The 24096-nt window shown below is 66.4% G+C and carries 23 protein-coding genes; 20 read left to right on the top strand and 3 right to left on the bottom strand.

All coding sequences use genetic code 11. The annotated features are described in order from the left end of the window. The first annotated feature begins 8 nt into the window (after positions 1-8). The 5 genes from E5673_RS16390 (at position 9) to E5673_RS16370 (ending at position 6374) form a co-directional block, all read left to right on the top strand. Positions 9-1394, top strand: coding sequence for a tetratricopeptide repeat protein (locus E5673_RS16390; protein WP_136190823.1), 1386 nt, complete (start codon positions 9-11; stop codon positions 1392-1394). 334 nt (positions 1395-1728) lie between these two features. Beyond that, the gene (locus E5673_RS16385; RefSeq protein WP_136190822.1) at positions 1729-2673 is read left to right on the top strand and encodes a 4-(cytidine 5'-diphospho)-2-C-methyl-D-erythritol kinase; all 945 of its coding nucleotides are present in this window, start codon (positions 1729-1731) and stop codon (positions 2671-2673) included. A 605-nt stretch (positions 2674-3278) separates the two neighbouring features. Further along, the gene (gene recA, locus E5673_RS16380) at positions 3279-4352 is read left to right on the top strand and encodes a recombinase RecA (RefSeq protein ID WP_056047175.1); all 1074 of its coding nucleotides are present in this window, start codon (positions 3279-3281) and stop codon (positions 4350-4352) included. Between the two features lie 545 nt (positions 4353-4897). After that, complete coding sequence (locus E5673_RS16375; RefSeq protein WP_168711656.1) at positions 4898-5734, top strand: class I SAM-dependent methyltransferase; 837 nt, start codon at positions 4898-4900, stop codon at positions 5732-5734. 16 nt (positions 5735-5750) lie between these two features. Next, positions 5751-6374, top strand: a complete 624-nt coding sequence (locus E5673_RS16370) for a glutathione S-transferase (RefSeq protein ID WP_136190820.1) — start codon at positions 5751-5753, stop codon at positions 6372-6374. Between the two features lie 231 nt (positions 6375-6605). On the opposite strand, the gene E5673_RS16365 is transcribed toward E5673_RS16370, so the two are convergent. Next, entirely contained in the window at positions 6606-7943 is a 1338-nt protein-coding gene (locus E5673_RS16365) for a dicarboxylate/amino acid:cation symporter (RefSeq protein ID WP_136190819.1), read from the bottom strand. 71 nt (positions 7944-8014) lie between these two features. On the opposite strand from E5673_RS16365, the gene E5673_RS16360 reads away from it, so the two are divergent. Both E5673_RS16360 and alaS read left to right on the top strand, forming a co-directional pair. After that, the gene (locus E5673_RS16360; protein ID WP_136190818.1) at positions 8015-9295 is read left to right on the top strand and encodes a Xaa-Pro peptidase family protein; all 1281 of its coding nucleotides are present in this window, start codon (positions 8015-8017) and stop codon (positions 9293-9295) included. Positions 9296-9623: 328 nt separating this feature from the next. Continuing rightward, positions 9624-12275 carry an alanine--tRNA ligase gene (alaS, locus tag E5673_RS16355; protein ID WP_136190817.1) on the top strand — a complete coding sequence of 884 codons (2652 nt, stop codon included), beginning with the start codon at positions 9624-9626 and terminating at the stop codon, positions 12273-12275. Positions 12276-12567: 292 nt separating this feature from the next. Here alaS and E5673_RS16350 read toward each other — a convergent pair whose 3' ends face one another. Further along, entirely contained in the window at positions 12568-14211 is a 1644-nt protein-coding gene (locus E5673_RS16350) for a thiamine pyrophosphate-binding protein (protein WP_136190816.1), read from the bottom strand. Positions 14212-14324: 113 nt separating this feature from the next. On the opposite strand from E5673_RS16350, the gene E5673_RS16345 reads away from it, so the two are divergent. The 10 genes from E5673_RS16345 to E5673_RS16300 all read left to right on the top strand — a co-directional run bounded on the left by E5673_RS16345 (position 14325) and on the right by E5673_RS16300 (position 22876). Further along, positions 14325-15224, top strand: coding sequence for an SMP-30/gluconolactonase/LRE family protein (locus E5673_RS16345; RefSeq protein WP_136190815.1), 900 nt, complete (start codon positions 14325-14327; stop codon positions 15222-15224). 220 nt (positions 15225-15444) lie between these two features. Beyond that, entirely contained in the window at positions 15445-16155 is a 711-nt protein-coding gene (locus E5673_RS16340; RefSeq protein WP_136190814.1) for a CoA transferase subunit A, read from the top strand. 185 nt (positions 16156-16340) lie between these two features. Continuing rightward, positions 16341-17087, top strand: a complete 747-nt coding sequence (locus E5673_RS16335) for an HAD family acid phosphatase (RefSeq protein WP_136191574.1) — start codon at positions 16341-16343, stop codon at positions 17085-17087. After that, positions 17087-17395, top strand: a complete 309-nt coding sequence (locus E5673_RS16330) for a DUF5076 domain-containing protein (protein WP_168711655.1) — start codon at positions 17087-17089, stop codon at positions 17393-17395. The genes E5673_RS16335 and E5673_RS16330 overlap by 1 nt, the downstream gene beginning before the upstream one ends. Beyond that, positions 17395-18030 (top strand): 3-oxoacid CoA-transferase subunit B, encoded by a 636-nt coding sequence (locus E5673_RS16325; protein WP_136190812.1) that lies wholly within the window; start codon positions 17395-17397, stop codon positions 18028-18030. The genes E5673_RS16330 and E5673_RS16325 overlap by 1 nt, the downstream gene beginning before the upstream one ends. Beyond that, positions 18030-18713, top strand: coding sequence for a glutathione S-transferase family protein (locus E5673_RS16320; RefSeq protein ID WP_136190811.1), 684 nt, complete (start codon positions 18030-18032; stop codon positions 18711-18713). Before E5673_RS16325 ends, E5673_RS16320 begins: the two co-directional genes overlap by 1 nt. Then, a complete protein-coding gene (locus E5673_RS16315) occupies positions 18713-19594 on the top strand; it encodes an alpha/beta hydrolase (protein ID WP_136190810.1) in 882 nt (293 codons plus the stop codon). Before E5673_RS16320 ends, E5673_RS16315 begins: the two co-directional genes overlap by 1 nt. A gap of 154 nt (positions 19595-19748) precedes the next feature. Further along, positions 19749-21188 (top strand): 3-isopropylmalate dehydratase large subunit, encoded by a 1440-nt coding sequence (gene leuC / locus E5673_RS16310; protein WP_136191573.1) that lies wholly within the window; start codon positions 19749-19751, stop codon positions 21186-21188. Positions 21189-21285: 97 nt separating this feature from the next. Then, complete coding sequence (gene leuD, locus E5673_RS16305; RefSeq protein ID WP_093399659.1) at positions 21286-21915, top strand: 3-isopropylmalate dehydratase small subunit; 630 nt, start codon at positions 21286-21288, stop codon at positions 21913-21915. Beyond that, positions 21878-22876, top strand: a complete 999-nt coding sequence (locus E5673_RS16300) for an NADPH:quinone oxidoreductase family protein (RefSeq protein WP_210731760.1) — start codon at positions 21878-21880, stop codon at positions 22874-22876. The genes leuD and E5673_RS16300 overlap by 38 nt, the downstream gene beginning before the upstream one ends. Positions 22877-22898: 22 nt before the next feature. Here the strand turns inward: E5673_RS16300 and E5673_RS19770 are convergent, their stop codons facing one another. Continuing rightward, positions 22899-23042 carry a hypothetical protein gene (locus E5673_RS19770; RefSeq protein ID WP_156362377.1) on the bottom strand — a complete coding sequence of 48 codons (144 nt, stop codon included), beginning with the start codon at positions 23040-23042 and terminating at the stop codon, positions 22899-22901. 161 nt (positions 23043-23203) lie between these two features. On the opposite strand from E5673_RS19770, the gene E5673_RS16295 reads away from it, so the two are divergent. The 3 genes from E5673_RS16295 to grxD are packed head-to-tail and all read left to right on the top strand — an operon-like array spanning position 23204 to position 24094. Further along, positions 23204-23527 (top strand): DUF1476 domain-containing protein, encoded by a 324-nt coding sequence (locus E5673_RS16295; protein ID WP_107953704.1) that lies wholly within the window; start codon positions 23204-23206, stop codon positions 23525-23527. Between the two features lies 1 nt (position 23528). Further along, positions 23529-23759, top strand: a complete 231-nt coding sequence (locus tag E5673_RS16290) for a BolA family transcriptional regulator (protein ID WP_056489106.1) — start codon at positions 23529-23531, stop codon at positions 23757-23759. Between the two features lie 11 nt (positions 23760-23770). Beyond that, positions 23771-24094 carry a Grx4 family monothiol glutaredoxin gene (gene grxD, locus E5673_RS16285; RefSeq protein ID WP_056057434.1) on the top strand — a complete coding sequence of 108 codons (324 nt, stop codon included), beginning with the start codon at positions 23771-23773 and terminating at the stop codon, positions 24092-24094. Positions 24095-24096 lie beyond the last annotated feature (2 nt).

The raw sequence follows: 24096 nt of genomic DNA, 5'->3' as shown, positions 1-24096 counted from the left end.
GTCTTGCCGTGGCGGCGCCCGCCACGGCTGCGCCGGCTAATCTCTCCGCCTATCTCAAGGCTCGCGTCGCCGACGCCGCCGGCCAGCCGGACTTCGCGGCGGCTAGCTACGCCAAGGTGCTGGCGGCATCGCCCGACGATCCCGTTGTCGCGATCCGCGCCTATCGCGAGGCGCTGGAGGCCGGCGACGTGCCGCTCGCCACCCGCGCCGTCGCGGTGCTGAACAAGGCCGGCGTAGCCCCCGCCGACGTCGCGCTGATCCCGCTCGCCGATGCCGCCCGCCGCAACGATCCGAAAGCCGCTAGCGCTGCGATCGCCACGATGTCGAGCGGCCCCCTCGTGGTCCTCGCGCCCTCGCTCTACGCCTGGGTCGCGCATGCCGAGGGCCGCGATCCCGAACCGTCGCTAGCGACCGCCGCGAAGGATCCCGTCGCCAACCGCTTCGCCACCGAAACGCGCGCTCTCATCGCCGCAGCACCGCGCAAGCAACCGCTGTCGATCGGCGTCTCGCGCCTGCTCGCGCGCCTAGCCAGCGATCTCAGCGCAGGCGAACCCTCGCCGCTGTCGATTGCGCTAACCCAGGCCGCGCTGCGCGCCGACCCCAGCTACGACGCAGCGCGCGTGCTCCTCGCCGACGCGCTCGCCCGCAACAAGCTGGTCGACCGGGCGCTCGTCGTCCTCGACGGCGTCGACGCCAAGAGCCCCTCCGCCCCGGCGGCGGCCGCCGAACGCATCGACATCCTCGCCACCGCCGACCGCAACGGCGAAGCGCTCGCCGCCGCCAAGAACCGCGTCGACCAGAAGGGTTCGGAGCCCGCCGACTGGCAACGCTACGCCGACCTGCTGCTGACCACCGGCAACCCCGCCGAAGCGGCGACCTGGTACCGGCGCATCATCGCCGCCGACGGCGCGAAGGGCGGCAGCTGGGGCAACTGGCTGCAATATGGCGGCGCACTCGACCAGGCCGGCCGCTGGCCCGAAGCGCGCGACGCACTGGAAAAAGCCGTCGCCCGCGGTCCCGCGCAACCGCTCGCGCTCAACTATCTCGGCTTCGCGCAAGTCGAGCACGGCGACGACATCCCCGCCTCGATCAAGCTGCTCGAACGCGCCAGCCGGATCGACCCGACGAACGCGTCGATCACCGACTCGCTGGGCTGGGCCTACCACCTCTCCGGCAACACCGCCCGAGCGCTCCCCCTGCTCGAAACCGCGGCGCAGGCCGAACCCACCAACGCCGAAATCGCCGACCACCTCGGCGACGCCTATTGGAGCATCGGCCGAAACTACGAAGCGCGCTACGCCTGGCGCGCCGCCTTGCTGACAGCCGAACCCGCAGACACGGCGCGCATAACCGCCAAGATCGCCAACGGCCTCCCGCCAAAAGCTCGCCGCTAAAACCCCTCTCCCACCGGGAGAGGGAAGGGACCCGCAGGCGTGGAGAGGGCAAGGCGAGTTGACGGCAACGGGGCGATTTCGCCAGATCACCACCAAATTTTGAGCGCCGAACGAGCCGCGGCAGTGATCGTGACAATGCCCGCAACTGGCGAGGTGTGCCGCGCCTCAGGTCCGCCGTCATCCTGACGAAAGTCAGGATCCAGAGCGAAGGACGGCACCAATCGTTACCCTGGATCCTGACTTTCGTCAGGATGACGCGCTTAAACCCGCAGACATCACGCGTATTACGCTAAGCTGCGCTGGAACCCTTCGCCGCCAAACCCCGAGACCGACAATGCCCGCCATCACCGAACCCGCCCCCGCCAAGATCAACCTGGCCCTCCACGTCCGCCGCCGCCGCCCCGACGGCTACCACGACCTTGAAACGCTCTTCGCCTTCGCCACCGACGGCGACCTGGTCACGGTGGAACCCGCCCAAACCAACAGCTTCACCATAACCGGCCCCTTCGCCGCAGCACTCCTCCCCGTCCAGAGCATTACCCCGACCTCGAACACCACCCCGGCGAAGGCCGGGGCCCAATTGGGGGTGAACAATGACGAAGCACCCCGCTCGTCCAGCACCACTCCAAGCGCCGCCCCCTGGCATGGCAACTTGGTAACCGCCGCAGCAGACGCCTTCACCACCGCGTTCGCCCCCGAGGCCTACCACTCCATAACCCTAGAAAAGCACCTCCCCATCGCCTCGGGCATAGGCGGAGGCTCAGCCGACGCCGCCGCCACGCTCCGCGCGCTGGCCCGCCTCCACGGCATAGCCCCAACCGACCCCCGCCTCCACGACATCGCCGCAAAGCTCGGCGCTGACGTCCCCGCCTGCCTCGCCAACCGCACCACGCTCGGCACCGGCAAGGGCGACACCCTCACCACCCTTGAAGGCCTGTCCGGCACCCCGCTCCTGCTCGTGAACCCAGGCGTCGCGGTCTCCACCGCAGCCGTCTTCAAGACCTGGGACGGCCACGATCGAGGCCCGATTCCCGAAGGCAATCTCCTCGACCGCGCCCTCGGAGGCCGCAACGACCTAGAACCCCCCGCACTGGCGCTTGCCGCCGTAATCGCCGAAGTCCGCGCGCTCTTGGACGCAGCCCAAGGCGTCCTCCTGTCCAGAATGTCCGGCTCCGGCGCTACCTGCTTCGCCCTGTTCGAAACCCCCGAAGCCAGAGACACCGCCGCCACCGCCGCCCAAGCCAAAGGCTGGTGGACCCTCGCAACGACCCTCGCCTGATTGATCGGCCCGCAATTCCGGCATCTGACAGTCGCCCACGCCGGTCCGCCGCCACCGCCCGTCATCCTGACGAAAGTCAGGATCCAGGGCCGCAAACCAAACCGCTGGTCACAACCAGTTCTCGACACCACCGACGAGTCGATCGCCGCCAAACCCGGGCTCGAACAACCGGAACCGTTCTCGACCAAACTCCGCCCGGCCCATCTGGTTACTCCGGATGTTTACGGCGCTTATCCCCTTCGAAAACGTGGAAGTCCGCAGTCATACGGCACCACGCCCTTGCCTTGTTCTCCCGCGAAGGCGGGAGCCCAGTCTGGATCCCCGCCTTCGCGGGGAGACATGTCTTACTTCCGCGCAAAGGAAAGCAACCGACGTGCTCAGGCGGCTAGCGCTCCGCATATTCAATGGTCGATGAGCGCGGGACGGTGGACGCTGAGCCAAGCCCGGCGTGACTGAGCTCGGCAACCGCCTACGGCGGTTACCAAACGTCCATCTTTTCCAGAAAACCCATCGTTCCCCACTTGTTCCAAAAGAACAAAGAGAATACATGGTGTTTGACGCGTTGAATGGCACGCGCGCTTGCTTTAGCGATGGGAGCATATTCGATGGCCGCTAATCTGAAAGTGATCGACACCGGCATGGCAACCGCAACCAACGACCGGCAGAAGGCGCTCGACGCCGCGCTCGCGCAGATCGACCGCGCCTTCGGCAAGGGCTCGGCAATGCGCCTGGGCTCCAAGGAAACCATGCAGGTCGAGGTGATCTCGACCGGCTCGCTCGGGCTCGACATCGCGCTCGGCGTCGGCGGCCTGCCACGCGGCCGCGTGATCGAGATCTACGGTCCGGAAAGCTCGGGCAAGACCACGCTCGCGCTCCACGTGATCGCCGAAGCGCAGAAGGGCGGCGGCACCGCGGCGTTCGTCGATGCCGAACACGCGCTCGACCCGGTCTACGCCAAGAAGCTCGGCGTCAACATCGACGAGCTGATCGTGTCGCAGCCCGACACCGGGGAGCAGGCGCTCGAGATCGTCGACACGCTGGTCCGCTCGAACGCGATCGACGTGCTCGTCGTCGATTCGGTCGCAGCGCTAGTGCCGCGTGCTGAAATCGAAGGCGAGATGGGCGACAGCCATGTCGGCCTCCAGGCCCGCCTGATGTCGCAGAGCTTGCGCAAGCTCACCGGCTCGATCAGCCGCTCGCGCTGCATGGTGATCTTCATCAACCAGCTGCGCATGAAGATCGGCGTCATGTACGGCAACCCCGAGACGACGACCGGCGGCAACGCGCTGAAGTTCTACGCTTCGGTCCGCCTCGACATCCGCCGTATCGGCGCGATCAAGGCTGGCGAGGAAGTGACCGGCAACCAGACGCGCGTGAAGGTCGTCAAGAACAAGGTCGCGCCGCCGTTCAAGCAGGTCGAGTTCGACATCATGTACGGGCAGGGCGTCTCCAAGCTCGGCGAGATCCTCGATCTCGGCGTGAAGGCGGGGCTCGTCGAGAAGTCGGGCGCGTGGTTCAGCTACGACAGCGTCCGCCTCGGTCAGGGTCGCGAGAACTCGAAGACCTTCCTCAAGGACAACCCCGAAACCGCCGACCGCCTCGAAAAGCAGATCCGCGCACGCACCGACAAGGTCGCCGAGGAAATGATGGCCGGCCCCGAAGAAGGCGACGACGCCTAATCCTACTTTCCCTCTCCCTCAGGGGAGAGGAAGGGACCCATTGCCTTCGCAATGGGAGGGTGAGGGCACTCGGGACGTAGTGTCCAGTGCTTGTCTCATGGTGGCCAAGCATGTGCACGGCGGACGGTTCAGGCGCGTCGCGAACTGAAACCGTGCCAACCTATCCCTAACACCACCCCGGCGAAGGCCGGGGCCCAGTTGGCATTATGCAGCAATAGAGTCGCGCGCTAGGCCAAGCTCGTTCTATTCGGCAACTCCGCATTTGACGGCGAGCCTGCTTCCCGTTGTTCTTATGCTTCCCTTGTTCTCCCGCGAAGGCGGGAGCCCAGTCTGGATCCCCGTGTTCGCGGGAAACAACGCTACTTATGTCAGTATACTCGCCCACATCGGACCGCAAAACACCGCGTCACAAATACCGCGCCAGCGTCTGCACTTTGTGCACTTCGGACCCAATGTACCGTTTATGTGAGACCCTATAGGACCCTATAGGACCCTATAGACCGTCCGATCGTCCCCCCCGCCCGAGCATGGAAACGGATCAGCGAATGACCACCGCCTACGACTGGACCGGCAGAATAGGCGACGTCTGGGCCGAGGAATGGCGCCGAACCGACCGCAGCTTCACCAACCTGACCCCGCATCTGAACGCCGCGATCCTATCCGCCGCCATCCCCCAAACCAAGACGATCATCGACATAGGCTGCGGCGCCGGCGCGACCACGTTAGCTACCGCCCAAGCGATCCCGAACGCGCGGATAACCGGCATAGATCTCTCGCCCACCTTGATCGAGATCGCCAAACACCGCGCCAAAACCGCATCCAACGCTAGGTTCGAGTGCGCGGACATCACCGCCGCCGCCCCGAACCACGCCCCAATCGACCTCTACGTCTCCCGCCACGGCGTCATGTTCTTCGCTGACCCCGTTGCCGCCTTCACGACCTTAGCCGAAGCCGCCGCCCCCGACGCAACGCTCGTCTTCTCCTGTTTCGCCGACCGCGCCGCCAACCACTGGGCTACCGAAATCATCACTGCGACCGGCGGCAATGCAGGCGCTCCAGCAACCACCGCACCCGGCCCCTTCGCCTTCGCCGACCCCACCTACGTCGCGAACATCTTTCAAAAATCCGGCTGGCACGTCGCGGCACCTGAGCGTGTCGACTTCGCCTACCGGGCAGGGGAGGGCGCCGAGGCCGTAGCCGACGCCGTCGACTATTTCCGCCGCATCGGCCCCGCAGCATCCGCCATCCGCGACGCCGCCCCCGAGGAACGTGAGCGCCACATCGCGCGTCTCACTCAGGTCTGCGACCGGTACCGAAGCGGCGACACGGTGGAATTCCCCGCCGCCGCCTGGATCTGGACCGCGCGCAAATCGTCCGAATAAAAACAGGGGAGCCCGCATGATCATCGTCCACCACCTCGAAAACTCGCGATCGCAGCGGATCCTCTGGATGCTCGAGGAACTCGGCCTCCCCTACGAGATCAAGCGCTACGAGCGGAACAAGCAGACGATGCTCGCCCCGCCCGAACTCAAGAAGGTCCACCCACTCGGCAAGTCGCCTGTGATCGAAGATGATGGCCAAGTGGTCGCCGAAACCGGCGCGATCGTCGAATATCTCGTCGACAAGGCGGACGGCAAGCTCGGCGCCCCCGCCAACCGCGCCGACGCGCTGCGGTACCGATTCTGGCTCCATTACGCGGAAGGCTCGATGATGCCGCCGCTGCTCCTGAAGCTCGTCCTCGCGCGCATCCCGATCCTAGGCAAGGCGGCGACCAAGAAGATCCAGCCTATGATCGACGTCCACCTCGACTATGTCGAATCTGAACTGTCGCAGCGCCCCTGGTTCGCCGGCGCCGAGATGACCGCCGCCGACATCATGATGAGCTTCCCCTTGGAAGCTGCGCGCAGCCGCGGCGGGTTGAACGAGTCGCGGCCTGCGACGATCGCGTGGCTGGCGAAGGTTCACGCGCGCCCAGCGTATCATGCCGGCCTGAAAAAGGGCGGCCCCTACGCCTACGCTTGAGCAGCGCAATTCAGGAACCAGATGGGGGCCAAGAAGACGACTTATCCCCGAACACCACCCCGGCGAAGGCCGGGGCCCAGTTGGAAAGGTCAAAGTAACCAGGCGCTACGGTGATCACCGGCGTTTTCCCAGCTGGACCCCGGCCTTCGCCGGGGTGGTACTTGTTCATTGGTCGGCCAGCAAAAAAATTGCATCCTTTAGAAGTCAGCGATTGGAGATCTCCGTCCAACCTCAAACCTGCCCCGGCCCGATCTTCTCATAGCTGTCCACGTCCACCTTCGGCCCATGCCCGGTAGGCGCTTGCGGGAAATCACGATCAGCCGGCTCGCGCTCATCCAGCCCGCCCTCCCATTTCGCCACCACGGTCGCCGCCACCGCATTCCCTATCACGTTCGTCGCCGACCGCCCCATGTCGAGGAAATGATCCACCGCCAGGATCAGCAAAATCCCCGCCTCCGGGATCTTGAACATCGACAGCGTCCCCGCGATCACCACCAACGATGCGCGAGGGACCCCCGCAATGCCCTTCGACGTCACCATCAGCACCAGCAGCATCGCAATCTGCTGCCCGATCGGCATGTGGATGCCGTACGCCTGCGCGATGAACAGCGACGCGAACGTCATGTACATCATCGACCCGTCGAGATTGAACGAATAGCCGAGCGGCAGCACGAAGCTCGCGATCCGCGGCGGCACGCCGAACCGGTCGAGCGCCTCCAGCGTCCGCGGATATGCCGCCTCGGACGATGCCGCGGAGAAGGCGAGGATCAGCGGATCGCGGATATACCGCACCAGCAATCGCGTCCGCGGACCGATCAGCAGGAACGCGATCCCGATCAGCATCGCCCACAGCAGCGCGAGACCGATATAGAAGCTCAGCATGAAATAGCCGAGCTGGCCGAGGATGGCCGGCCCCCGCTCGGCGAGCGTCGCGGTCACTGCGGCAAACACTGCGAACGGCGCGAACCGCATGACGTAATTGGTGATCTGGAGCATCACCGCGACCAGCGCTTCGATCGCCTTCACGAGCGGCGCGGCCTTCTCGCCGACCGCGGTGATCGCCACCCCGACGAACACCGAGAACACGACGATCTGGAGGATTTCGTTGCCCGCCATCGCCGCGATCATCGAATCGGGGACGATGTGCGTGATGAACTTGGCGAGATCGAACGCCGCGCGGTCGACGCCGCTTGACGCGGTGGCCGGCGGGATCGCTAGCGCGAGGCCGACGCCCGGCTGCAACACGTTGACGAGGATCAGGCCCAGCGTGAGCGACAACAGGCTCGCGCAGATGAACCAGCCAAGGCTGCGCAATCCGACCCGCCCAAGCGCGCCGGTATCGCCCATATGCGCGATGCCCACGACCAGCGTCGAGAACACCAGAGGCGCGATGATCATCTTGATCAGCCGCAGGAACAGCGTCGTCACGATCGAGAAATAGCCCGCAATGTCCTTCAGCCGTTCGGCGGACTCGGCCGTGCCGTTGTCGATCGACGCGTTCAGGATCCAGCCGACGACCATCCCCGCGACGAGGCCGAACAAGATGTAATAGGTTAGCCGCTTGGCCATTAATCGCTCCCGAGAAGTGCGAACAGGGAAGGGGATTGCGGCGCCCGGGTCAAGGACCCTATCGTCCGGCGATGTCGACCGCACGCCACAAGCCCTCCTTCAGCCCCTCGCGCCGCGATCTGCTGAGCCTCGCCATCGCGGCGCCGTTGCTGTCGAGCACCGCGATCCTCCGCGCCGCCGAGCCCGACCTGTCGGCGCTGTCCGACATCACTGGCGCGACCAGGCCGATCGACGCCACCGAACGCGCCGCGCGGCTGGCCCGCGCGCAATCGCTGATGAAGGCGGCGGGCATCGGCGCAGTGCTGATCGAGCCCGGATCGTCGATGATCTACTTCACCGGCGTCCGCTGGCATACGAGCGAGCGGCTGACGCTGGCGATCCTCCCCGTCGAGGGCGAGCCATGCATCGTCACGCCGTTCTTCGAGGAGCCCTCGGTCCGCGAGACGCTCGCCGTCCCCGCCGAGGTGCGCGTCTGGCAGGAAGACGAGAACCCGCTCGCCGTGGTCTCCGCGTTCCTGCGCGACCGCAAGCTCGCCGCGCGGCCGATCGGCCTGGAGGCGGAGGTGCGCTACTTTGCTTATGCGGGGCTCCAGCGCGTGCTGCCCGATGCAAGGATTGTCTCCGCCGACCCGGTCGTTCGCGCCTGCCGGATGATCAAGACCCCCGCCGAGATCGCGCTGATGCAGGCCGCCACCGAGGTCACGCTGGCCGCGTATCGCTGGACGAAGCCGCGCGTCGAGAAGGGCATGACCGGCCCCGAGATCGGCGCGCTGATGAACGCCGCGACCAAGAAACTCGGCGGCGCCCCCGAATTCGCGCTCGCGCTGACCGGCGAGGCGTCCGCCTATCCTCACGGCAGCCGCGAGATCCACCGCGTCGCCGACGGCCAGGTCGTGCTGATGGATTGCGGCTGCACCGTGCAGGGATACCAGTCCGACATCTCGCGCACCTGGGTCCACGGCGCGGCAACCGCCGACCAGCGCAAGACGTGGGACCAGGTCGCCCGCGGGCAACAGATCGCGTTCGCCGCCGCCAAGATCGGCGCACCCGCCGGAAGCGTCGACGACGCGGTCCGTCGGCATTACGAGACGCTGGGCTACGGGCCGGGGTACAAGCTCCCCGGCCTGTCGCACCGCACCGGTCACGGCATCGGCATGGACGGCCACGAACCGGTCAACCTCGTCCGCGGCGAGACGATCAGGCTGGCAGCGGGGATGTGCTTTTCCGACGAGCCGGGCATCTACATGCCCGGGAGGTACGGCGTGCGGATCGAGGATTGCTTCCACATGACCGATGCTGGGCCGAAATGGTTCAGCGAGCCGCCCAAGTCGATCGATGCGCCGCTAGGGTAAGCTACCTTCCCACTAACGTTACCACCCCGGCGGAGGCCGGGTCCCAGTTGGAAAGGTGGCAATAAAGGAGCGCTGTCTTTCATTAGCATCGTCCCCCAACTGGGCCCCGGCCTTCGCCGGGGTGGAGGACTTGAAACGAACCGCAGCACTTCCTTGTTCTCCCGCGAAGGCGGGAGCCCAGTCTGGATCCCCGCCTTCGCGGGGAAACAAGCTCTCTTCGTTTCAATCGGATGTGTGCAGCGCGGGCGTTCGCCGACATCCTTCTCTACTGCACGGCCCTTACACACCCGACTTGAGCGAACCGCCCCGCTCGCCTAAGTCCCCGCGCATGACATCGACGAACGACATCCGCCGCGGCTTCCTCGACTATTTCGGATCGCAGGGGCACCAGATCGTGCCCAGCGCGCCGCTCGTGCCGCAGAACGACCCGACGCTGATGTTCGTCAACGCCGGGATGGTGCCGTTCAAGAACGTCTTCACCGGCCTCGAATCGCGCCCCTACACCACGGCCACCTCGTCGCAGAAATGCGTCCGCGCCGGCGGCAAGCACAATGATCTCGACAATGTTGGCTACACCGCGCGGCACCACACCTTTTTCGAAATGCTCGGCAATTTCTCGTTCGGCGATTATTTCAAGGAACAGGCGATCGTCCACGCCTGGACGCTGCTCACGCGCGAATGGGGCCTGTCGCCCGACAAGTTGACCGCCACCGTCTACCACACCGACGACGAGGCGTTCGATCTCTGGAAGAAGGTCGCCGGCCTTCCCGACCACCGCATCATCCGCATCCCGACCAAGGACAATTTCTGGTCGATGGGCGACAACGGGCCGTGCGGGCCGTGCTCCGAAATCTTCTACGATCACGGCGACCACATCTTCGGCGGTCCTCCCGGCAGCCCCGACGAGGATGGCGATCGTTTCGTCGAGATCTGGAACCTCGTATTCATGCAATATGAGCAGGAGAATGCCGAGATCGTTGGCAACCTGCCGAAACCGTCGATCGACACCGGCATGGGGCTCGAGCGCATCGCCGCGGTCATGCAGGGCGTCACCGACAATTACGACACCGACACGTTCAAGGCGCTGATCGCGGCCTCGGGCGCGCTGACGCACACCGCGACCGACGGCGCCAACACCGCCAGCCACCGCGTGATCGCCGATCACCTGCGCACCGCCGGCTTCCTGATCGCGGACGGCGTGCTGCCCGCGAGCGAGGGCCGCGGCTATGTCCTGCGCCGGATCATGCGCCGCGCGATGCGCCACGCGCACATCCTCGGCGCGAAGCAGCCGCTCATGCACCGGCTGGTCCCCGCGCTCGTCACCGAGATGGGCGCCGCGTACCCCGAACTATCGCGTGCACGCCCGCTGATCGAGGCGACCCTCCAGCAGGAGGAAACGCGCTTCCGCCAGACGCTCGACAAGGGGCTGAAGCTGCTCGACGAAGCGACCACCGGGATGACCGACGGCACGCTCGCCGGCGACGTCGCGTTCAAGCTCTACGACACCTACGGCTTCCCGTACGACCTGACCGAGGACGCGCTGCGCGAACGCAACATCGCGGTCGACCGCGAAGGCTTCGACACCGCGATGGCCGAGCAGAAGCGCGCCGCCCGCGCCGCCTGGAAGGGCTCGGGCGCGAAGGCCTCGGACGACATCTGGTTCGACATCGTCGAGCAGACCGGCGGCACCGAATTCCTCGGCTACGCATCGGATACCGGCGAGGGCGAGGTCGTCGCGCTGGTCAAGGACGGCGCACGCGTCGACCACGCCACCACCGGCGACACCGTCGCGATCGTCGTCAACCAGACGCCCTTCTACGGCGAGAGCGGCGGGCAGGTCGGCGATGCCGGCCACATCTCCAACGACAGCGGCCTGCGTGCCAACGTCACCGAGACGTCGAAGCAGCTCGGGCGCGTGTTCGTCCACCACGCGATCGTCGACGCTGGCGAGATCAAGGTCGGCGACCCGGTCAAGCTCCAGATCGACGTCGCCCGCCGCGCACAGATCCGCGCCAACCACTCCGCAACGCATCTCCTGCACGAGGCCTTGCGCGAACGCCTCGGCACGCACGTCGCGCAGAAGGGGAGCCTCGTCGCACCCGACCGCCTACGCTTCGACTTCTCGCAGCCGGTTGCGATGACCCCCGCCGACATCGCGCAGGTTGAGGCCGACGTGAACGCGCAGGTCCGCGGCAACGGCGCCGTGACGACACTGCTGATGACCCCCGACGACGCGATCGCGATGGGCGCGATGGCGCTGTTCGGCGAGAAATACGGCGACGAGGTCCGCGTCGTGTCGATGGGCTCGACCAAGGACGGAACGTACTCGATTGAACTGTGCGGCGGCACGCACGTCAACGCGCTCGGCGACATCGGCCTGTTCAAGGTCGTCGGCGAAGGCGCGGTCTCCAGCGGCATCCGCCGGGTCGAAGCGCTCACCGGCGAAGCGGCGCGTGCCTATTTGACCAGCCGTGACGACCGCCTGCGCGAGGCGGCCGCGGTGCTGAAATCGACCCCCGACGAGGTACCGGCGCGCGTCGCATCGCTGATCGAAGACCGCCGCCGCCTCGAACGCGAACTCGCCGATGCGAAGAAGGCGCTGGCGCTCGGCGGCGGTGGCTCGGGCGAAGCGGCCGGCCCGGAGCAGGTCGGCGGCGTCGCGTTCATCGGCCAGGTGCTCAACGATTTCGAAGCCAAGGGCCTGCGCGGCGCGGTCGACGACGCCAAGCAGCGCCTCGGCTGTGGCATCGCGGTGATGGTAGCGATCAACGACGGCCGCGCTTCGGTCGCGGTCGGCGTGACGGCGGATCTGGTGGCCAGCCACAACGCGGTCGACCTGCTCAAGATCGCGGTGGCTACGCTAGGCGGGCAGGGCGGCGGCGGCCGTCCCGATATGGCGCAAGGCGGTGGTCCCGACGGCGACAAGGCTGCGGATGCGGTGGCTGCGGTGCGGGCGGCGCTGGAGGCGGCAGGGGCCTGAAACTCGCCAACGTCGCACGCTAAACCCCAAGCAATGTTCCCCCGCGGACGCGGGGGCTCAGCTAGGTACCGTCAGCGTACGTGGCTCCTAGACCCCGGCCTTCTCGGGGGAACAGGCTGCGCTGATGAAGTCACCCGCTACCACCACCTCGACCCCGGCGGAGGCTGGGGCCCAATTGGCACGTCTGAAGTAACGAAACACCACGCTCAGTTACCACCGTCCCCCAATTGGGCCCCGGCCTCCGCCGGGGTGGTGCTAATACTGAGTGAGTGGTTCGAGCGGGAAACGAGGCTCAGCCCCCGCGAACCTTCGCCAGCGTAGTCCCAGCGGTAATCGCCTCGATGTCCGTCACCACATGCAGCAACCTCACCCCAGACCGAGACATCGCCCGCCCCAACGCCCCCGCAAAATCCTCAGTCCGCTCGACCGTCTCCGCCCAACACCCATAAGCCCGCCCCAGCGCGGCAAAGTCCGGATTGCGCAACCCAGTCCCCGAAACCCGCCCCGGATACTCGCGCTCCTGATGCATCCGGATCGTCCCGTACCCGCCATTGTCCACGACGATCACCAGCATATCCGCCCCGTGCGCCACCGCCGTCGCCAATTCCTGCCCGTTCATCAGGAAACACCCGTCGCCTGCGAGCGCCACGACCGTCCGCTCCGGATGCCGCAATGACGCCGCTACCGCAGCCGGCACGCCATATCCCATAGCCCCAGCAGTCGGCGCAAGCTGCGTCCCCGGCCCGGCATACGCCCAGTACCGATGCCACCACCCCGAGTAATTTCCCGCGCCGTTGCATATAATGGCATCCGCTGGCAGCCGCTCGCGCATCGCTGCGACACACGGCCCGAGGTCCATCACCAGATTCCGTGGAGCCGCCGTCGACCAATCGAGCCACTCCGCGTGCGCCTCCTGCCCAGCAGTTCGCGGCGGCAAGTCGACCGCCAGCAACGCCTCGGCAAACTCCGCCACCCCCGCACACACCGCGACATCCGCGCGGTACGCCCGGTGCAACTCGTCGGGATCGGGGTGGACGTGGATCAGCCGCTGCCCCGGATGATCCGGCGTGATCAGCGCATACCCATCGGTCGTTGCCTCCCCCAGCCGCGGTCCGACGACCAGCAGCAGATCCGCCGCCTTCACCCGCTCGACCAGCTTCGGACTAGGCCCATATCCCAGGTTCCCCGCCCACACCGGACAGTCGTTCGGAATGGCATCCTGCCGCCGAAACGCCGCGGCGACCGGAATGCCGTTGCGATCCGCCCAGGTCGAGAACGCCCCCGACGCCGCCACATCCCAACCCGCCCCGCCAACGATCGCCACCGGCCGCTCGGCGGTGGTCAGCAGATCGGCCAGCAAGTCCATCGTATCGGCATCGCAGCCTTGCGCCACCCGCTCGACCCGCCGCCGATCGACCGCGTCGACCACATCGAGCAGCATGTCCTCGGGTAACGCGAGCACCACCGGCCCAGGCCGCCCCGACATCGCGGTCGCATAGGCGCGAGCGACATATTCCGGGATCCGGCGTGCATCGTCGATCCGTGCCGCCCATTTGGCGATCGGCGCAAACATTGCCTGGAAATCGATCTCCTGGAACGCCTCGCGGTCGCGCGTGCCGCGGTCGATATCGCCCACGAACAGGATCATCGGCTGCGAGTCCTGCGTGGCGACGTGTACGCCGATCGACGCGTTGGTCGCGCCCGGCCCGCGGGTCACGAACGCCACGCCCGGCCGGTGCGTCAGCGCCCCGTCCGCGCACGCCATGAATCCGACGCCGCCCTCCTGCCGACACACGACCAGATCGATCGCCGGCGTATCGTGGAGCGCGTCGAGCACGGCGAGGAAGCTCTCCCCCGGCACGGTGAAAATCCGGTCGCAGCCCTGTGCGACGAGTTGGTCGACCAGGATACGGCCGCCGGTGCGTGGTGTGATCATCTGCGTATCCTGCCGCCGGTCGCGTGCGAAGTCGAGAAATGTCGCGTCGACCGGTGAGAGGCGGCTACGCTTGCGCCGAAGTCGGGACCAACCCGACTCGCCCGGAGAGGATCATGACCGAATTCACCACCGTCGCCAGTGGCTTGCGCTTCCCCGAAGGTCCCGTCGCTATGCCCGACGGCAGCGTCATCCTCGTCGAGATCGAGGCCGGCCGCATCACGCGCATCGCCCCTGACGGAACGAAGACGACGGTAGCCGAACCCGGCGGCGGCCCCAATGGCCTAGCGATCGGCCCCGACCGCAAGCTCTATTGCTGCAACAACGGCGGCTTCGCGTGGCGCGAGGCGAACGGCTTCCTCACCCCGCACGGTCAGCCGGACGACTATTCGGGCGGGCGGATCGAGCGGATCGACATCGCCACCGGCGCGGTCGAGATCCTCTACAAGGACGGCGATTTCGGCTGCTCGCTGCGAGGCCCCAACGACATCGTCTTCGATTCGCATGGCGGCTTCTGGTTCACCGACCACGGCAAATCGCGCGCCCGCGCCCGCGACATCACCGGCATCTTCTACGCGAAAGCCGACGGGACCCAGCTCGAAGAAGTGATCTTCCCGAGCGAAAATCCCAACGGCATCGGCCTCTCGCCCGACGGCACGCGGCTCTACGCGACGGAGACCTTCACCTGCCGCTTGATGGCGTTCGACATCGTCGCGCCCGGCAAGGTCGCCAGCGCCTCGGGCACGCCGCTCTACCGCCCCGCCGGCTACAAGTTCTTCGACTCGCTCGGCGTCGAGGCATGCGGCAACATCTGCGTCGCGACGATCGGCGAATGCGGGATCAGCATGATCTCGCCGGCGGGGGAACTGGTCGAGTTCGTCGCGACCGACGATGTGTTCACCACGAACATCTGCTGGGGCGGGGCGGACATGATGGATGCCTACATCACCTGCTCGGGCAGCGGCCGGCTGGTGAAGACGCGGTGGAAGCGGCCGGGGTTGAAGCTGGCGTATTGAAACTAGCGTATCCTCCCCCGCCAGGGGGAGGTGGCTGGCACTTGCCAGACGGAGGGGGAGGAAAGGGAAACGTCTGTTCCGTGCCCTCCCCCTCCGTCACCTTCGGCGACACCTCCCCCTAGCGGGGGAGGATTGATGGCCTCGGCGCCAATGTCGCTCGACGTACGTTGCCGACCGACCGCCAGCGCCTTATGCGAGGCGAAAGACCATAGGAGGATGCATGGCGAACAAGCTCTACACCGACGCGGCGGCGGCGCTGGAAGGCGTGCTGTTCGACGGCATGACGATCTGCGCGGGCGGGTTCGGGCTCTGCGGCATCCCAGAACGCCTGATCGACGCGATCGAGGCGTCTGGGGTGAAGGACCTGACGATCGCCAGCAACAATGCCGGGATCGATGGGCAGGGCCTCGGCAAGCTGCTCCGCTCGCGCCAGGTGAAGAAGATGATCTCGTCCTATGTCGGCGAGAACAAGGAATTCGAGCGGCAATATCTCAGCGGCGAACTCGAGGTCGAGTTCTGTCCGCAGGGCACGCTCGCCGAACGCTGCCGGGCAGGGGGAGCGGGCATCCCCGGCTTCTACACCAAGACCGGCGTCGGCACGCAGGTCGCCGAGGGCAAGGAGGTCAAGGTCTTCGACGGCCAGGACTACATCCTCGAACGCGGCATCCGCGCCGATCTCGCGATCATCAAGGGCTGGAAGGCGGACGAGAGCGGCAACCTCATCTTCCGCAAGACCGCGCGCAACTTCAACCAGCCGATGGCGACCGCAGGGAAAATCTGCGTCGCCGAGGTCGAGGAGATCGTCCCCGTCGGGAGCCTCGATCCCGACACGATTCACCTGCCGGGGATCTACGTGAAACGCATGATCGTCGGCGCGCCGTATGACAAGCAGATCGAATTCCGCACCGTCCGCGAGCGGGTTTCCGCGTGAACCACCCTCGGTTCTCCTGCGCACGCAGGAGCCCAGGATCGCGCGCGCTGCGGGTGGTATCCTGGACCCCTGCGTTCGCAGGGGCACTGGCGCTTCAAGGCTGCGTCAGCGTGTCTGCGCCGACGTCGATCGCAGCCACGCCGATTGTGTCTGCACCCGTAACCGTCGACGGCGTCCCCGCCGGCATGCAGTATCTCTACGCCTCGGGCGAAGCCGCAGCGGCCAGCATCCAGGCTTGGAACGCGCTCGTCGGCTACGTCCGCGCGCAACGCACGCCAACCTCCGTCGTCCTCACGCAAGGAGCCTCGCTCGCCGCACCTACTTGGACCACCTGCGGCACCAAGCCCAAAGCCGCGGTCTTCGACGTCGACGAAACCATCCTCCTGAACCTCGGCTTCGAATACGACGCGTCCTCCGGTCAAGCATGGTCCGATCCCCGCTGGCAGGACTGGGAGCGCACCGGCGTCAAGCAGGTCGCCCCCGTCCCGGGTGCGCTCGCCGCACTCACGCAGCTCCGCGCAATGGGCGTCACGGTGATCTTCAACACCAACCGCTCCGCCGCCAACGCCGTACAGACTGAGGCGGCGATCGAAGCCGCCGGTCTCGGCCCCGCGCGCCACGGCGAAACGCTGTTCCTCGCCAGCGACGACGCGACGGGCTCGAAGAAGGACGGTCGCCGCGCGACGATCGCCGCAAAATACTGCGTCGTCGCGATGGGCGGCGACCAGCTCGGCGACTTCAGCGACCTGTTCAACGCCGGCCAAACCCCCGCCGCGCGTCGCGCCGTGGTCCAGTCGCCCGCGATCGCGGCCAGATGGGGGGCAGGGTGGTTCGTCCTGCCCAACCCCGTCTACGGCACCGCGCTGAAAGGCAACCGCGACGAGGTATTCCCGCCAGCAGTCCGCTGGGCCCCGACAGGAGGCGTACGCTGATGGCCGACCACCCAAACGCGATCGCGCTCGACAAGGGCGCGCAACTCACCAGCGAATCGGTCGAGGTCGCGCGGATCTGGATCACCAACGGCGCCGGCAGCAACGTGCTGATCGACGCGGGCATCCTCGAGGATCCGACCGTGTTCGGCTACCTCCTCGCCGACACGATCCGCCACGCCGCGCGCGCCTATGCGGGCACCTGGGGCCTCGACGAGGATACCGCGTTGCAGGCGATCGTCGACGGCGTCGGTACCGAGCTCCGCGAACAATTCACGACCATCACCACCATCCAGGAAGGAATGCACTGATGCCCTGGGACCGTAACCAGATGGCCGCGCGCGCGGCGCAGGAACTGAAGGACGGCTATTACGTCAATCTCGGCATCGGCATCCCGACGCTGGTCGCGAACAACATCCCCGAGGGGATGACCGTCACGCTCCAGTCCGAGAACGGCATGCTCGGGATCGGCCCGTTCCCCTATGCGGGCGAAGAGGACGCCGACCTGATCAACGCCGGCAAGCAGACGATCAGCGAACTCCCCTCGTCGGTCTATTTCAGCTCGTCGGACAGCTTCGCGATGATCCGCGGCGGCCATATCGATCTGACCGTGCTGGGGGCGATGGAGGTCAGCGAAGGCGGCGACATCGCCAACTGGATGATCCCGGGCAAGATGATCAAGGGCATGGGCGGCGCGATGGACCTCGTCGCGGGCGTCAAGCAGATCATCGTCGTGATGGATCACACCGCCAAGGACGGCACGCCGAAGTTCATCCCGTCGTGCACGCTGCCGCTGACCGGCAAGAACGTCGTCGACATGATCGTCACCGACCTCGCCTTGTTCCAGCGAGCCGATCACGACAGCCCGTTCAAGCTGGTCGAGATGTCGCCGGGCGTCACCGCGGATGAAATCGCCGCGAAGACCACCGCGCGCTACACCGCCTGATGCGCTACACCCTCGTCACCGCGAACCGCAATTACTCGAGCTGGTCGCTGCGGCCTTGGGTCCTGATGAAGGCGCTCGGCATCGACTTCGAGGACCAGATCGAGCCGTTCCTAGCGCCCGTCAATTACGAAGCCTTCCGCGCCTTCTCACCGACCGGGCAGGTGCCAGTGCTGATCGACGGCGCGCGGACGATATGGGATTCGCTCGGCATCGTCCTCTACCTCGCTGAGCGTCACGATGGCGTCTGGCCGGTCGACGCCGAGGCATGCGCGTGGGCGATCTGCGCGACGGCGGAGATGCATGGCGGGTTCTCCGCGCTCCGCAACGAGCGGACGATGAACGTCGGCGTCCGCGTGAATGCCGCCCCCGGCAGCGACGCGCTCGACCGCGACGTCGCGCGGATCGCCGAACTCTGGAGCGAGGGACTCGACCGGTTCGGCGGCCCTTGGCTCGCTGGTGCCGACTTCACCGCGGTCGATGCGTTCTATGCGCCGGTTGCGTTCCGCGTGCGGACCTACGGGATCGACGTCGGTCCGGCAGGTCTCTCCTGGGTCGAGCGGATCATCGCCCACGCGGCGATGGGCGAATGGGAAGCGACCGCGCTCGCCGAGACATGGCGCGAGGAGAGCCACGAGGCCGACCTCGCAACATGCGGGTCCATCACCGCGGACTTCCGCCGCTGATGCGCCGCGCTGTGATCGTCATAGCGCTGATCGTGATCCTAATCGCAGGCACGGCGTTCACCGCGGGACCTAGCACGCTCAGCGTCCTCGACGGCATCATGGGCGGCGGACGCGGGACAGCACGCATCCGCGAGGGCGTCCCGTTCGGCACGCACGGGCAAAAGCTCGACGTCTGGCGCCCGTCCGGCGGTGCCAAGACCGGGTTGCCAGTGCTGATCTTCTGGTACGGCGGCGGCTGGGTCCACGGCACGCGCGGCGCCTACGCGTTCGCGGCGCGCGCCTATGCGAAGGCAGGCTACGTCGTCGTCATGCCCGACTACCGCAAAGTGCCCGACGTCCGTTTCCCTGCGTTTCTCCAGGACGGCGCCGAAGCGGTGAAATGGACCCGCGACCACATCGCCGAGGCCGGCGGCGACCCGAACCGGATCGGCGTCGCCGGCCATTCCGCCGGCGCCTACACCGTCGCGATGCTGACGCTCGACCAGCGCTGGCTGAAGGCGGAGGGCGTCGACCCCCACATCATCAAGGCCGCGGTCGGCCTGTGCGGCCCGTACGACTTCTACCCCTTCACCGCCAAGCGCGCGATCGACGCGATGCAGGGCGCCGCCGACCCGGTGATGACCCAGCCGATCCACTTCGCGCGGCCGGACGCCCCGCCGATGCTGCTGATCACCGCCGGCGACGACACGCAGGTCAAACCGCACAACGCGATCAACCTCACCGCGCGGCTGAAGGCGCTTGGGGCGCCGGTGACGCACATCGACTACCCCGGTTTGAGCCACGAGAACGTCGCGATGGCGCTCTCGAAACCGTTCCGCGGCAAGGCGCCGGTGCTGGCCGACAGCGTCGCGTTCCTGAACAAGGCGATGCCCACACGGTAACCACTCTTGTGTCCCCGCGAAGGCGGGGACACAGACTGGGCTCCCGCCTTCGCGGGAGAACAAGCTACCTTCTAGCCTAACGCTCGCTCATCCGAACGACCGAAAATTACATACAACCTTGGCGCAGCATCCCTTTTCGGTTACCGCGCGCTCCATCATGGCCACTCCGCAAACGCTGTACGAAAAGATCTGGGCGGCGCATGTCGTCGAACGCCGCGACGATGGCACCTGCCTGATCTATATCGACCGCCACCTCGTCCACGAAGTCACCAGTCCGCAGGCCTTCGAAGGCCTCCGCGTGGCAGGCCGCAAAGTCCGTCGCCCCGACCTGACGCTCGCCGTCCCCGATCACAATTTGCCGACCACCGCGCGCAAAGACGCCGCCGGTCGCGTCCTGCCGATCGCCGATCCTGAGAGCGCGCAGCAGCTAGATGCGCTCCGCCGCAACACGTCCGAGTTCGGGATCGATTATATCGACGCGACCGCCGCCGAGCAGGGCATCGTCCACGTCGTCGGCCCCGAACAGGGCTTCACGCTTCCCGGCAACACGCTGGTCTGCGGCGACAGCCACACCTCGGCGCACGGCGCACTCGGCGCGCTCGCGTTCGGAATCGGCACCAGCGAGGTCGAGCATGTCCTCGCCACGCAGACGTTGCTGTTGTCGCAGGCCAAGACGATGGAAGTCCGCGTCGACGGTGAACTCGGTTTCGGCGTCAGCCCCAAGGACGTCATCCTCGCGATCATCGGCAAGATCGGCGCGGCAGGGGGCACCGGCCACGTCATCGAATTCACCGGCAGCGTGATCCGCGCGATGTCGATCGAGGGTCGCCTGACGATCGCCAACATGTCGATCGAGGCGGGCGCGCGTGCCGGCCTGATCGCGCCCGACGACACCACCTTCGCGTATCTGAAGGGCCGCCCGATGGCGCCCACCGGCGAGAACTGGGACCGCGCTGTCGCGTGGTGGCGTAGTCTCGCAACCGACCCCGGCGCGGCTTACGACAAGTCCGTCACGCTCGACGCCGCCGATATCGCCCCCGGCCTCACCTGGGGCACCAGCCCCGAGGACGTCGTGCCGATCACTGGATTCGTCCCCGAACCATCGAGCTTTGCTGATCCCGCCAAGCAGGCTGCCGCCCAGAAGTCGCTCGATTACATGGGCCTCACCGCCGGCACCGCGATGCGCGACGTGCCGATCCAGCACGTCTTCATCGGCAGCTGCACCAACAGCCGCATTGAGGACCTCCGCGCCGCCGCGGCGATCGCCGACGGTCGCCATGTCGCCACCGGCGTCCGCGCGCTGGTCGTCCCCGGCTCGGGCTTGGTGAAGCGCCAGGCCGAAGCCGAGGGGCTCGACCGTATCTTCATCACCGCGGGCTTCGAATGGCGCGAGCCGGGCTGTTCGATGTGCCTCGCGATGAACCCGGACAAAGTCCCTGCGGGGGAGCGTTGCGCTTCCACGTCGAACCGTAATTTCGTCGGCAGACAGGGTCCCGGAGCGCGCACGCATCTGGTATCACCCGCGATGGCGGCAGCGGCGGCGGTGACCGGTAAGCTGAGCGACGTCAGAGAGTTGATGGGGGAAATAGCGTGAAGAAGGTTTTTGTATTGCTGGCGGCTGGCGCAATGATCAGCGGCGTCGCGGCCTATGTCGCATCGGCGCGTGTGGTTCCGGAGCGCACGGAACAGCGATGACCCCCGTCACGACCGTCTCGGGCCGCGCCTATCCATGGGGCGCCAAGAACATCGACACCGACGTCATCATCCCGGCGCACTGGCTGAAGACGATCACGCGCACCGGCCTCGGCCGCGGCGCGTTCGAGACGGTCCGCGCGCAACCCGGCAACATCTTCGACGACCCGCGCTATGCCGGGTCGCCGATCCTCATTGCCGGCGATAATTTCGGTTGCGGTTCCAGTCGCGAGCATGCCGCGTGGGCGCTCGCCGACATGGGCATCACCGCGGTCATCGCGCCGAGCTTCTCCGACATCTTCTCGGGCAACGCGTTCAAGAACGGTATCGTCCCCGTCGTCCTCCCGCAGGAGGCGATCGACCGCCTGCTGGAGGTCGCCAAGGACCAGATCGTCACCGTCGATCTCGAGACGATGACCGTCACCACCCCGTTCCAGGACCGCTTCACCTTCGAACTCGACGCTTTCCGTCGCCAGTGCCTCATGGAAGGGCTGGACGAAGTCGGCCTGACGCTGGCAAGGGATACCCAGATTTCGAAATTCGAGGAGGCGGTCGCATCGAATCGCCCCTGGACGACGGTGGAGAGCGGGTATGCGAGCATTGGTGTCGAAGGCAGTCGGCGGACCTGAAACTCTGGAAATGGTCGCGCTGCCCGATCCGGTAGCCGGTCCCGGACAGGTGGTGGTCGCGGTCAAGGCCTGCGCGATCAACTTCCCTGACGTCCTGATCATCGAGGACAAATACCAGTTCAAGCCACAGCGCCCGTTCGCACCGGGCGGTGAGATCGCCGGCACGATCGCCTCGATCGGCGAGGGCGTCACCGGCTGGGCAGTCGGCGACCGCGTCATCGCTATGCTCGGTCACGGTGGCCTGTGCGAAAAGGTCATTGCCGACCCCGCCAAGCTCTATCGCCTCCCCGAAGGTCGCAGCTTCGCCGAGGGCGCCTCGCTGATCCTGACCTATGGCACGACGATCCACGCGCTGCTCGACCGCGGCCATATCAAGGCGGGGCAGACGCTGCTCGTGCTCGGCGCGGCCGGCGGGGTAGGGCTCGCCGCGATCGAACTCGGCAAGGCGTTCGGCGCGAAGGTGGTCGCCGCGGTCTCGTCTGAAGAAAAAGCTGCTGCCGCCAAGTCCGCCGGCGCCGACGAAACGCTGATCTATGCCCGCGCCCCGTTCGACAAGGACCAATCGAAGGCGCTCGCCGAGCAGTTCAAGGCCGCGGTCGGTCGTGACGGCGCGCACGTGATCTACGATCCGGTCGGCGGCGACTATGCCGAGCCCGCGCTGCGATCGATCGCGTGGGAGGGCAAGTACCTCGTCGTCGGCTTCCCCGCCGGCATCCCGAAATTGCCGCTCAACCTGACGCTGCTCAAAAGCTGCGACGTGTGCGGCGTGTTCTGGGGGGCGTTTGCGGCGCGTGATCCCAAGGCGAACCAGGCGCATATCGAAACGCTGTTCGATTTGTGGGAAGCCGGGAAGATCGCGCCGCGCGTGACCGAAACATTTGCTTTCGAGGACGGCGGCAAGGCCATCGCGAAGATGGCGGCTCGCGGTGCTATCGGGAAACTCGTCGTAGAGGTCGGCTGAGTACAGCCCCCTCTACAGGGGTTCAAAACACGTTATACGCAACGGTGGCGATCGCCCCCCACATCGCTATCGACGCGAAAATTCCGTAGGCAAGCCCGTGCACGACCGGCGGTGTAGCGCGCGTCTTGGCCACGGAAACGGATGTCGGCTGGGATAGCGTCGTCATATCACTCTCCTATCCGTGCACTGTGTCACGTGATCGACTTATATATCGTTACAACCAGACCATAGTTCCAGTAGTTTTTGTACGTTTCTGTCGATTGTTGCGCGGGGGCGTTGTGCGACCTATCTCGGGGCCCACCACGAGACTGAACGGGGACCCGCGACATGACCACTTTCGACGACCGCGAACGCGCCAGCGAGGCGAATTTCGCGCGCGAGGAAGAGATGGCCTTCCGGATAACGGCCCGTCGCAATCGCCTGCTGGGTGGTTGGGCGGCGCATGAAATGCAGCTGACCCCTGAGGAAACGGACGCCTATGCGACCGCGCTCGTGCATGCCGACATGGAAGGCGGCGGCGATGACGACGTCGTGCGGAAACTGGTCGGCGACCTGACCGCCGCGGGGCTCGACCATGACGAGGCCACCGTCCGCCGCGCGCTGGCGCAGCAGATGATCGAGGCACGTCGCCAATTGTTGGAGTCGCATTGATATGCCGATGGCTGCCAACGATATCGAAGCGATGATCAAGGACGCGATCCCCGATGCCCAAGTCGAGATCACCGATCTCGCGGGCGACGGCGATCACTATGCTGCCAAGGTCACCGCCGCCAGCTTTGCCGGGATGAGCCGGGTGAAGCAGCATCAGGCCGTCTATGCCGCGCTCGGCGGTCGGATGGGCGGCGTCCTGCACGCACTACAGCTTACGACCGCAATCTCCTGAGGACCGAAGACATGACCGACGATTCCAACGCCCGCATCGACGCCCTGGTAAAAGCCAGCCCGGTAGTCCTGTTCATGAAGGGCAGCCCGTTGTTCCCGCAGTGCGGCTTTTCCAGCCGCGCGATCGCGATCCTCAACCACCTCGAGGTCGAGTTCGAGAGCGTCGACGTGTTGCAGGATCAGGGCATCCGGCAGGGTATCAAGAGCTATTCCGACTGGCCGACCATCCCGCAGCTTTACGTCGATGGCGAATTCGTCGGCGGCTCCGACATCATGATGGAGATGTATGAGAGCGGCGAGCTGGCGCAGTTGTTCGAGACGCAGAAGGCCAACTGATC

It is taken from the genome of Sphingomonas sp. PAMC26645 (assembly GCF_004795835.1).
Lineage (GTDB): Bacteria > Pseudomonadota > Alphaproteobacteria > Sphingomonadales > Sphingomonadaceae > Sphingomonas.
The sequence above is the reverse complement of the archived record's forward strand: the minus strand, read 5'-3'. Positions and strand labels throughout refer to the sequence as shown.

What these genes read in the sequence shown, in the direction of transcription:
- recA (WP_056047175.1), top strand. Translation starts at nt 3,279, where the DNA reads ATGGCCGCTAATCTGAAAGTGATCGACACCGGCATGGCAACCGCAACC.
- E5673_RS16365 (WP_136190819.1), bottom strand. Translation starts at nt 7,943, where the DNA reads ATGGCCAAGCGGCTAACCTATTACATCTTGTTCGGCCTCGTCGCGGGG.
- E5673_RS16315 (WP_136190810.1), top strand. Translation starts at nt 18,713, where the DNA reads ATGCGCCGCGCTGTGATCGTCATAGCGCTGATCGTGATCCTAATCGCA.
- grxD (WP_056057434.1), top strand. Translation starts at nt 23,771, where the DNA reads ATGACCGACGATTCCAACGCCCGCATCGACGCCCTGGTAAAAGCCAGC.
- E5673_RS16330 (WP_168711655.1), top strand. Translation starts at nt 17,087, where the DNA reads ATGGCCGACCACCCAAACGCGATCGCGCTCGACAAGGGCGCGCAACTC.
- E5673_RS16335 (WP_136191574.1), top strand. Translation starts at nt 16,341, where the DNA reads ATGCAGTATCTCTACGCCTCGGGCGAAGCCGCAGCGGCCAGCATCCAG.
- E5673_RS16345 (WP_136190815.1), top strand. Translation starts at nt 14,325, where the DNA reads ATGACCGAATTCACCACCGTCGCCAGTGGCTTGCGCTTCCCCGAAGGT.
- E5673_RS16325 (WP_136190812.1), top strand. Translation starts at nt 17,395, where the DNA reads ATGCCCTGGGACCGTAACCAGATGGCCGCGCGCGCGGCGCAGGAACTG.
- E5673_RS16375 (WP_168711656.1), top strand. Translation starts at nt 4,898, where the DNA reads ATGACCACCGCCTACGACTGGACCGGCAGAATAGGCGACGTCTGGGCC.
- E5673_RS16300 (WP_210731760.1), top strand. Translation starts at nt 21,878, where the DNA reads ATGCGAGCATTGGTGTCGAAGGCAGTCGGCGGACCTGAAACTCTGGAA.
- E5673_RS16320 (WP_136190811.1), top strand. Translation starts at nt 18,030, where the DNA reads ATGCGCTACACCCTCGTCACCGCGAACCGCAATTACTCGAGCTGGTCG.
- E5673_RS16290 (WP_056489106.1), top strand. Translation starts at nt 23,529, where the DNA reads ATGCCGATGGCTGCCAACGATATCGAAGCGATGATCAAGGACGCGATC.
- E5673_RS16295 (WP_107953704.1), top strand. Translation starts at nt 23,204, where the DNA reads ATGACCACTTTCGACGACCGCGAACGCGCCAGCGAGGCGAATTTCGCG.
- E5673_RS19770 (WP_156362377.1), bottom strand. Translation starts at nt 23,042, where the DNA reads ATGACGACGCTATCCCAGCCGACATCCGTTTCCGTGGCCAAGACGCGC.
- alaS (WP_136190817.1), top strand. Translation starts at nt 9,624, where the DNA reads ATGACATCGACGAACGACATCCGCCGCGGCTTCCTCGACTATTTCGGA.
- E5673_RS16360 (WP_136190818.1), top strand. Translation starts at nt 8,015, where the DNA reads ATGTCGACCGCACGCCACAAGCCCTCCTTCAGCCCCTCGCGCCGCGAT.
- E5673_RS16350 (WP_136190816.1), bottom strand. Translation starts at nt 14,211, where the DNA reads ATGATCACACCACGCACCGGCGGCCGTATCCTGGTCGACCAACTCGTC.
- E5673_RS16340 (WP_136190814.1), top strand. Translation starts at nt 15,445, where the DNA reads ATGGCGAACAAGCTCTACACCGACGCGGCGGCGGCGCTGGAAGGCGTG.
- leuD (WP_093399659.1), top strand. Translation starts at nt 21,286, where the DNA reads ATGACCCCCGTCACGACCGTCTCGGGCCGCGCCTATCCATGGGGCGCC.
- E5673_RS16385 (WP_136190822.1), top strand. Translation starts at nt 1,729, where the DNA reads ATGCCCGCCATCACCGAACCCGCCCCCGCCAAGATCAACCTGGCCCTC.
- E5673_RS16370 (WP_136190820.1), top strand. Translation starts at nt 5,751, where the DNA reads ATGATCATCGTCCACCACCTCGAAAACTCGCGATCGCAGCGGATCCTC.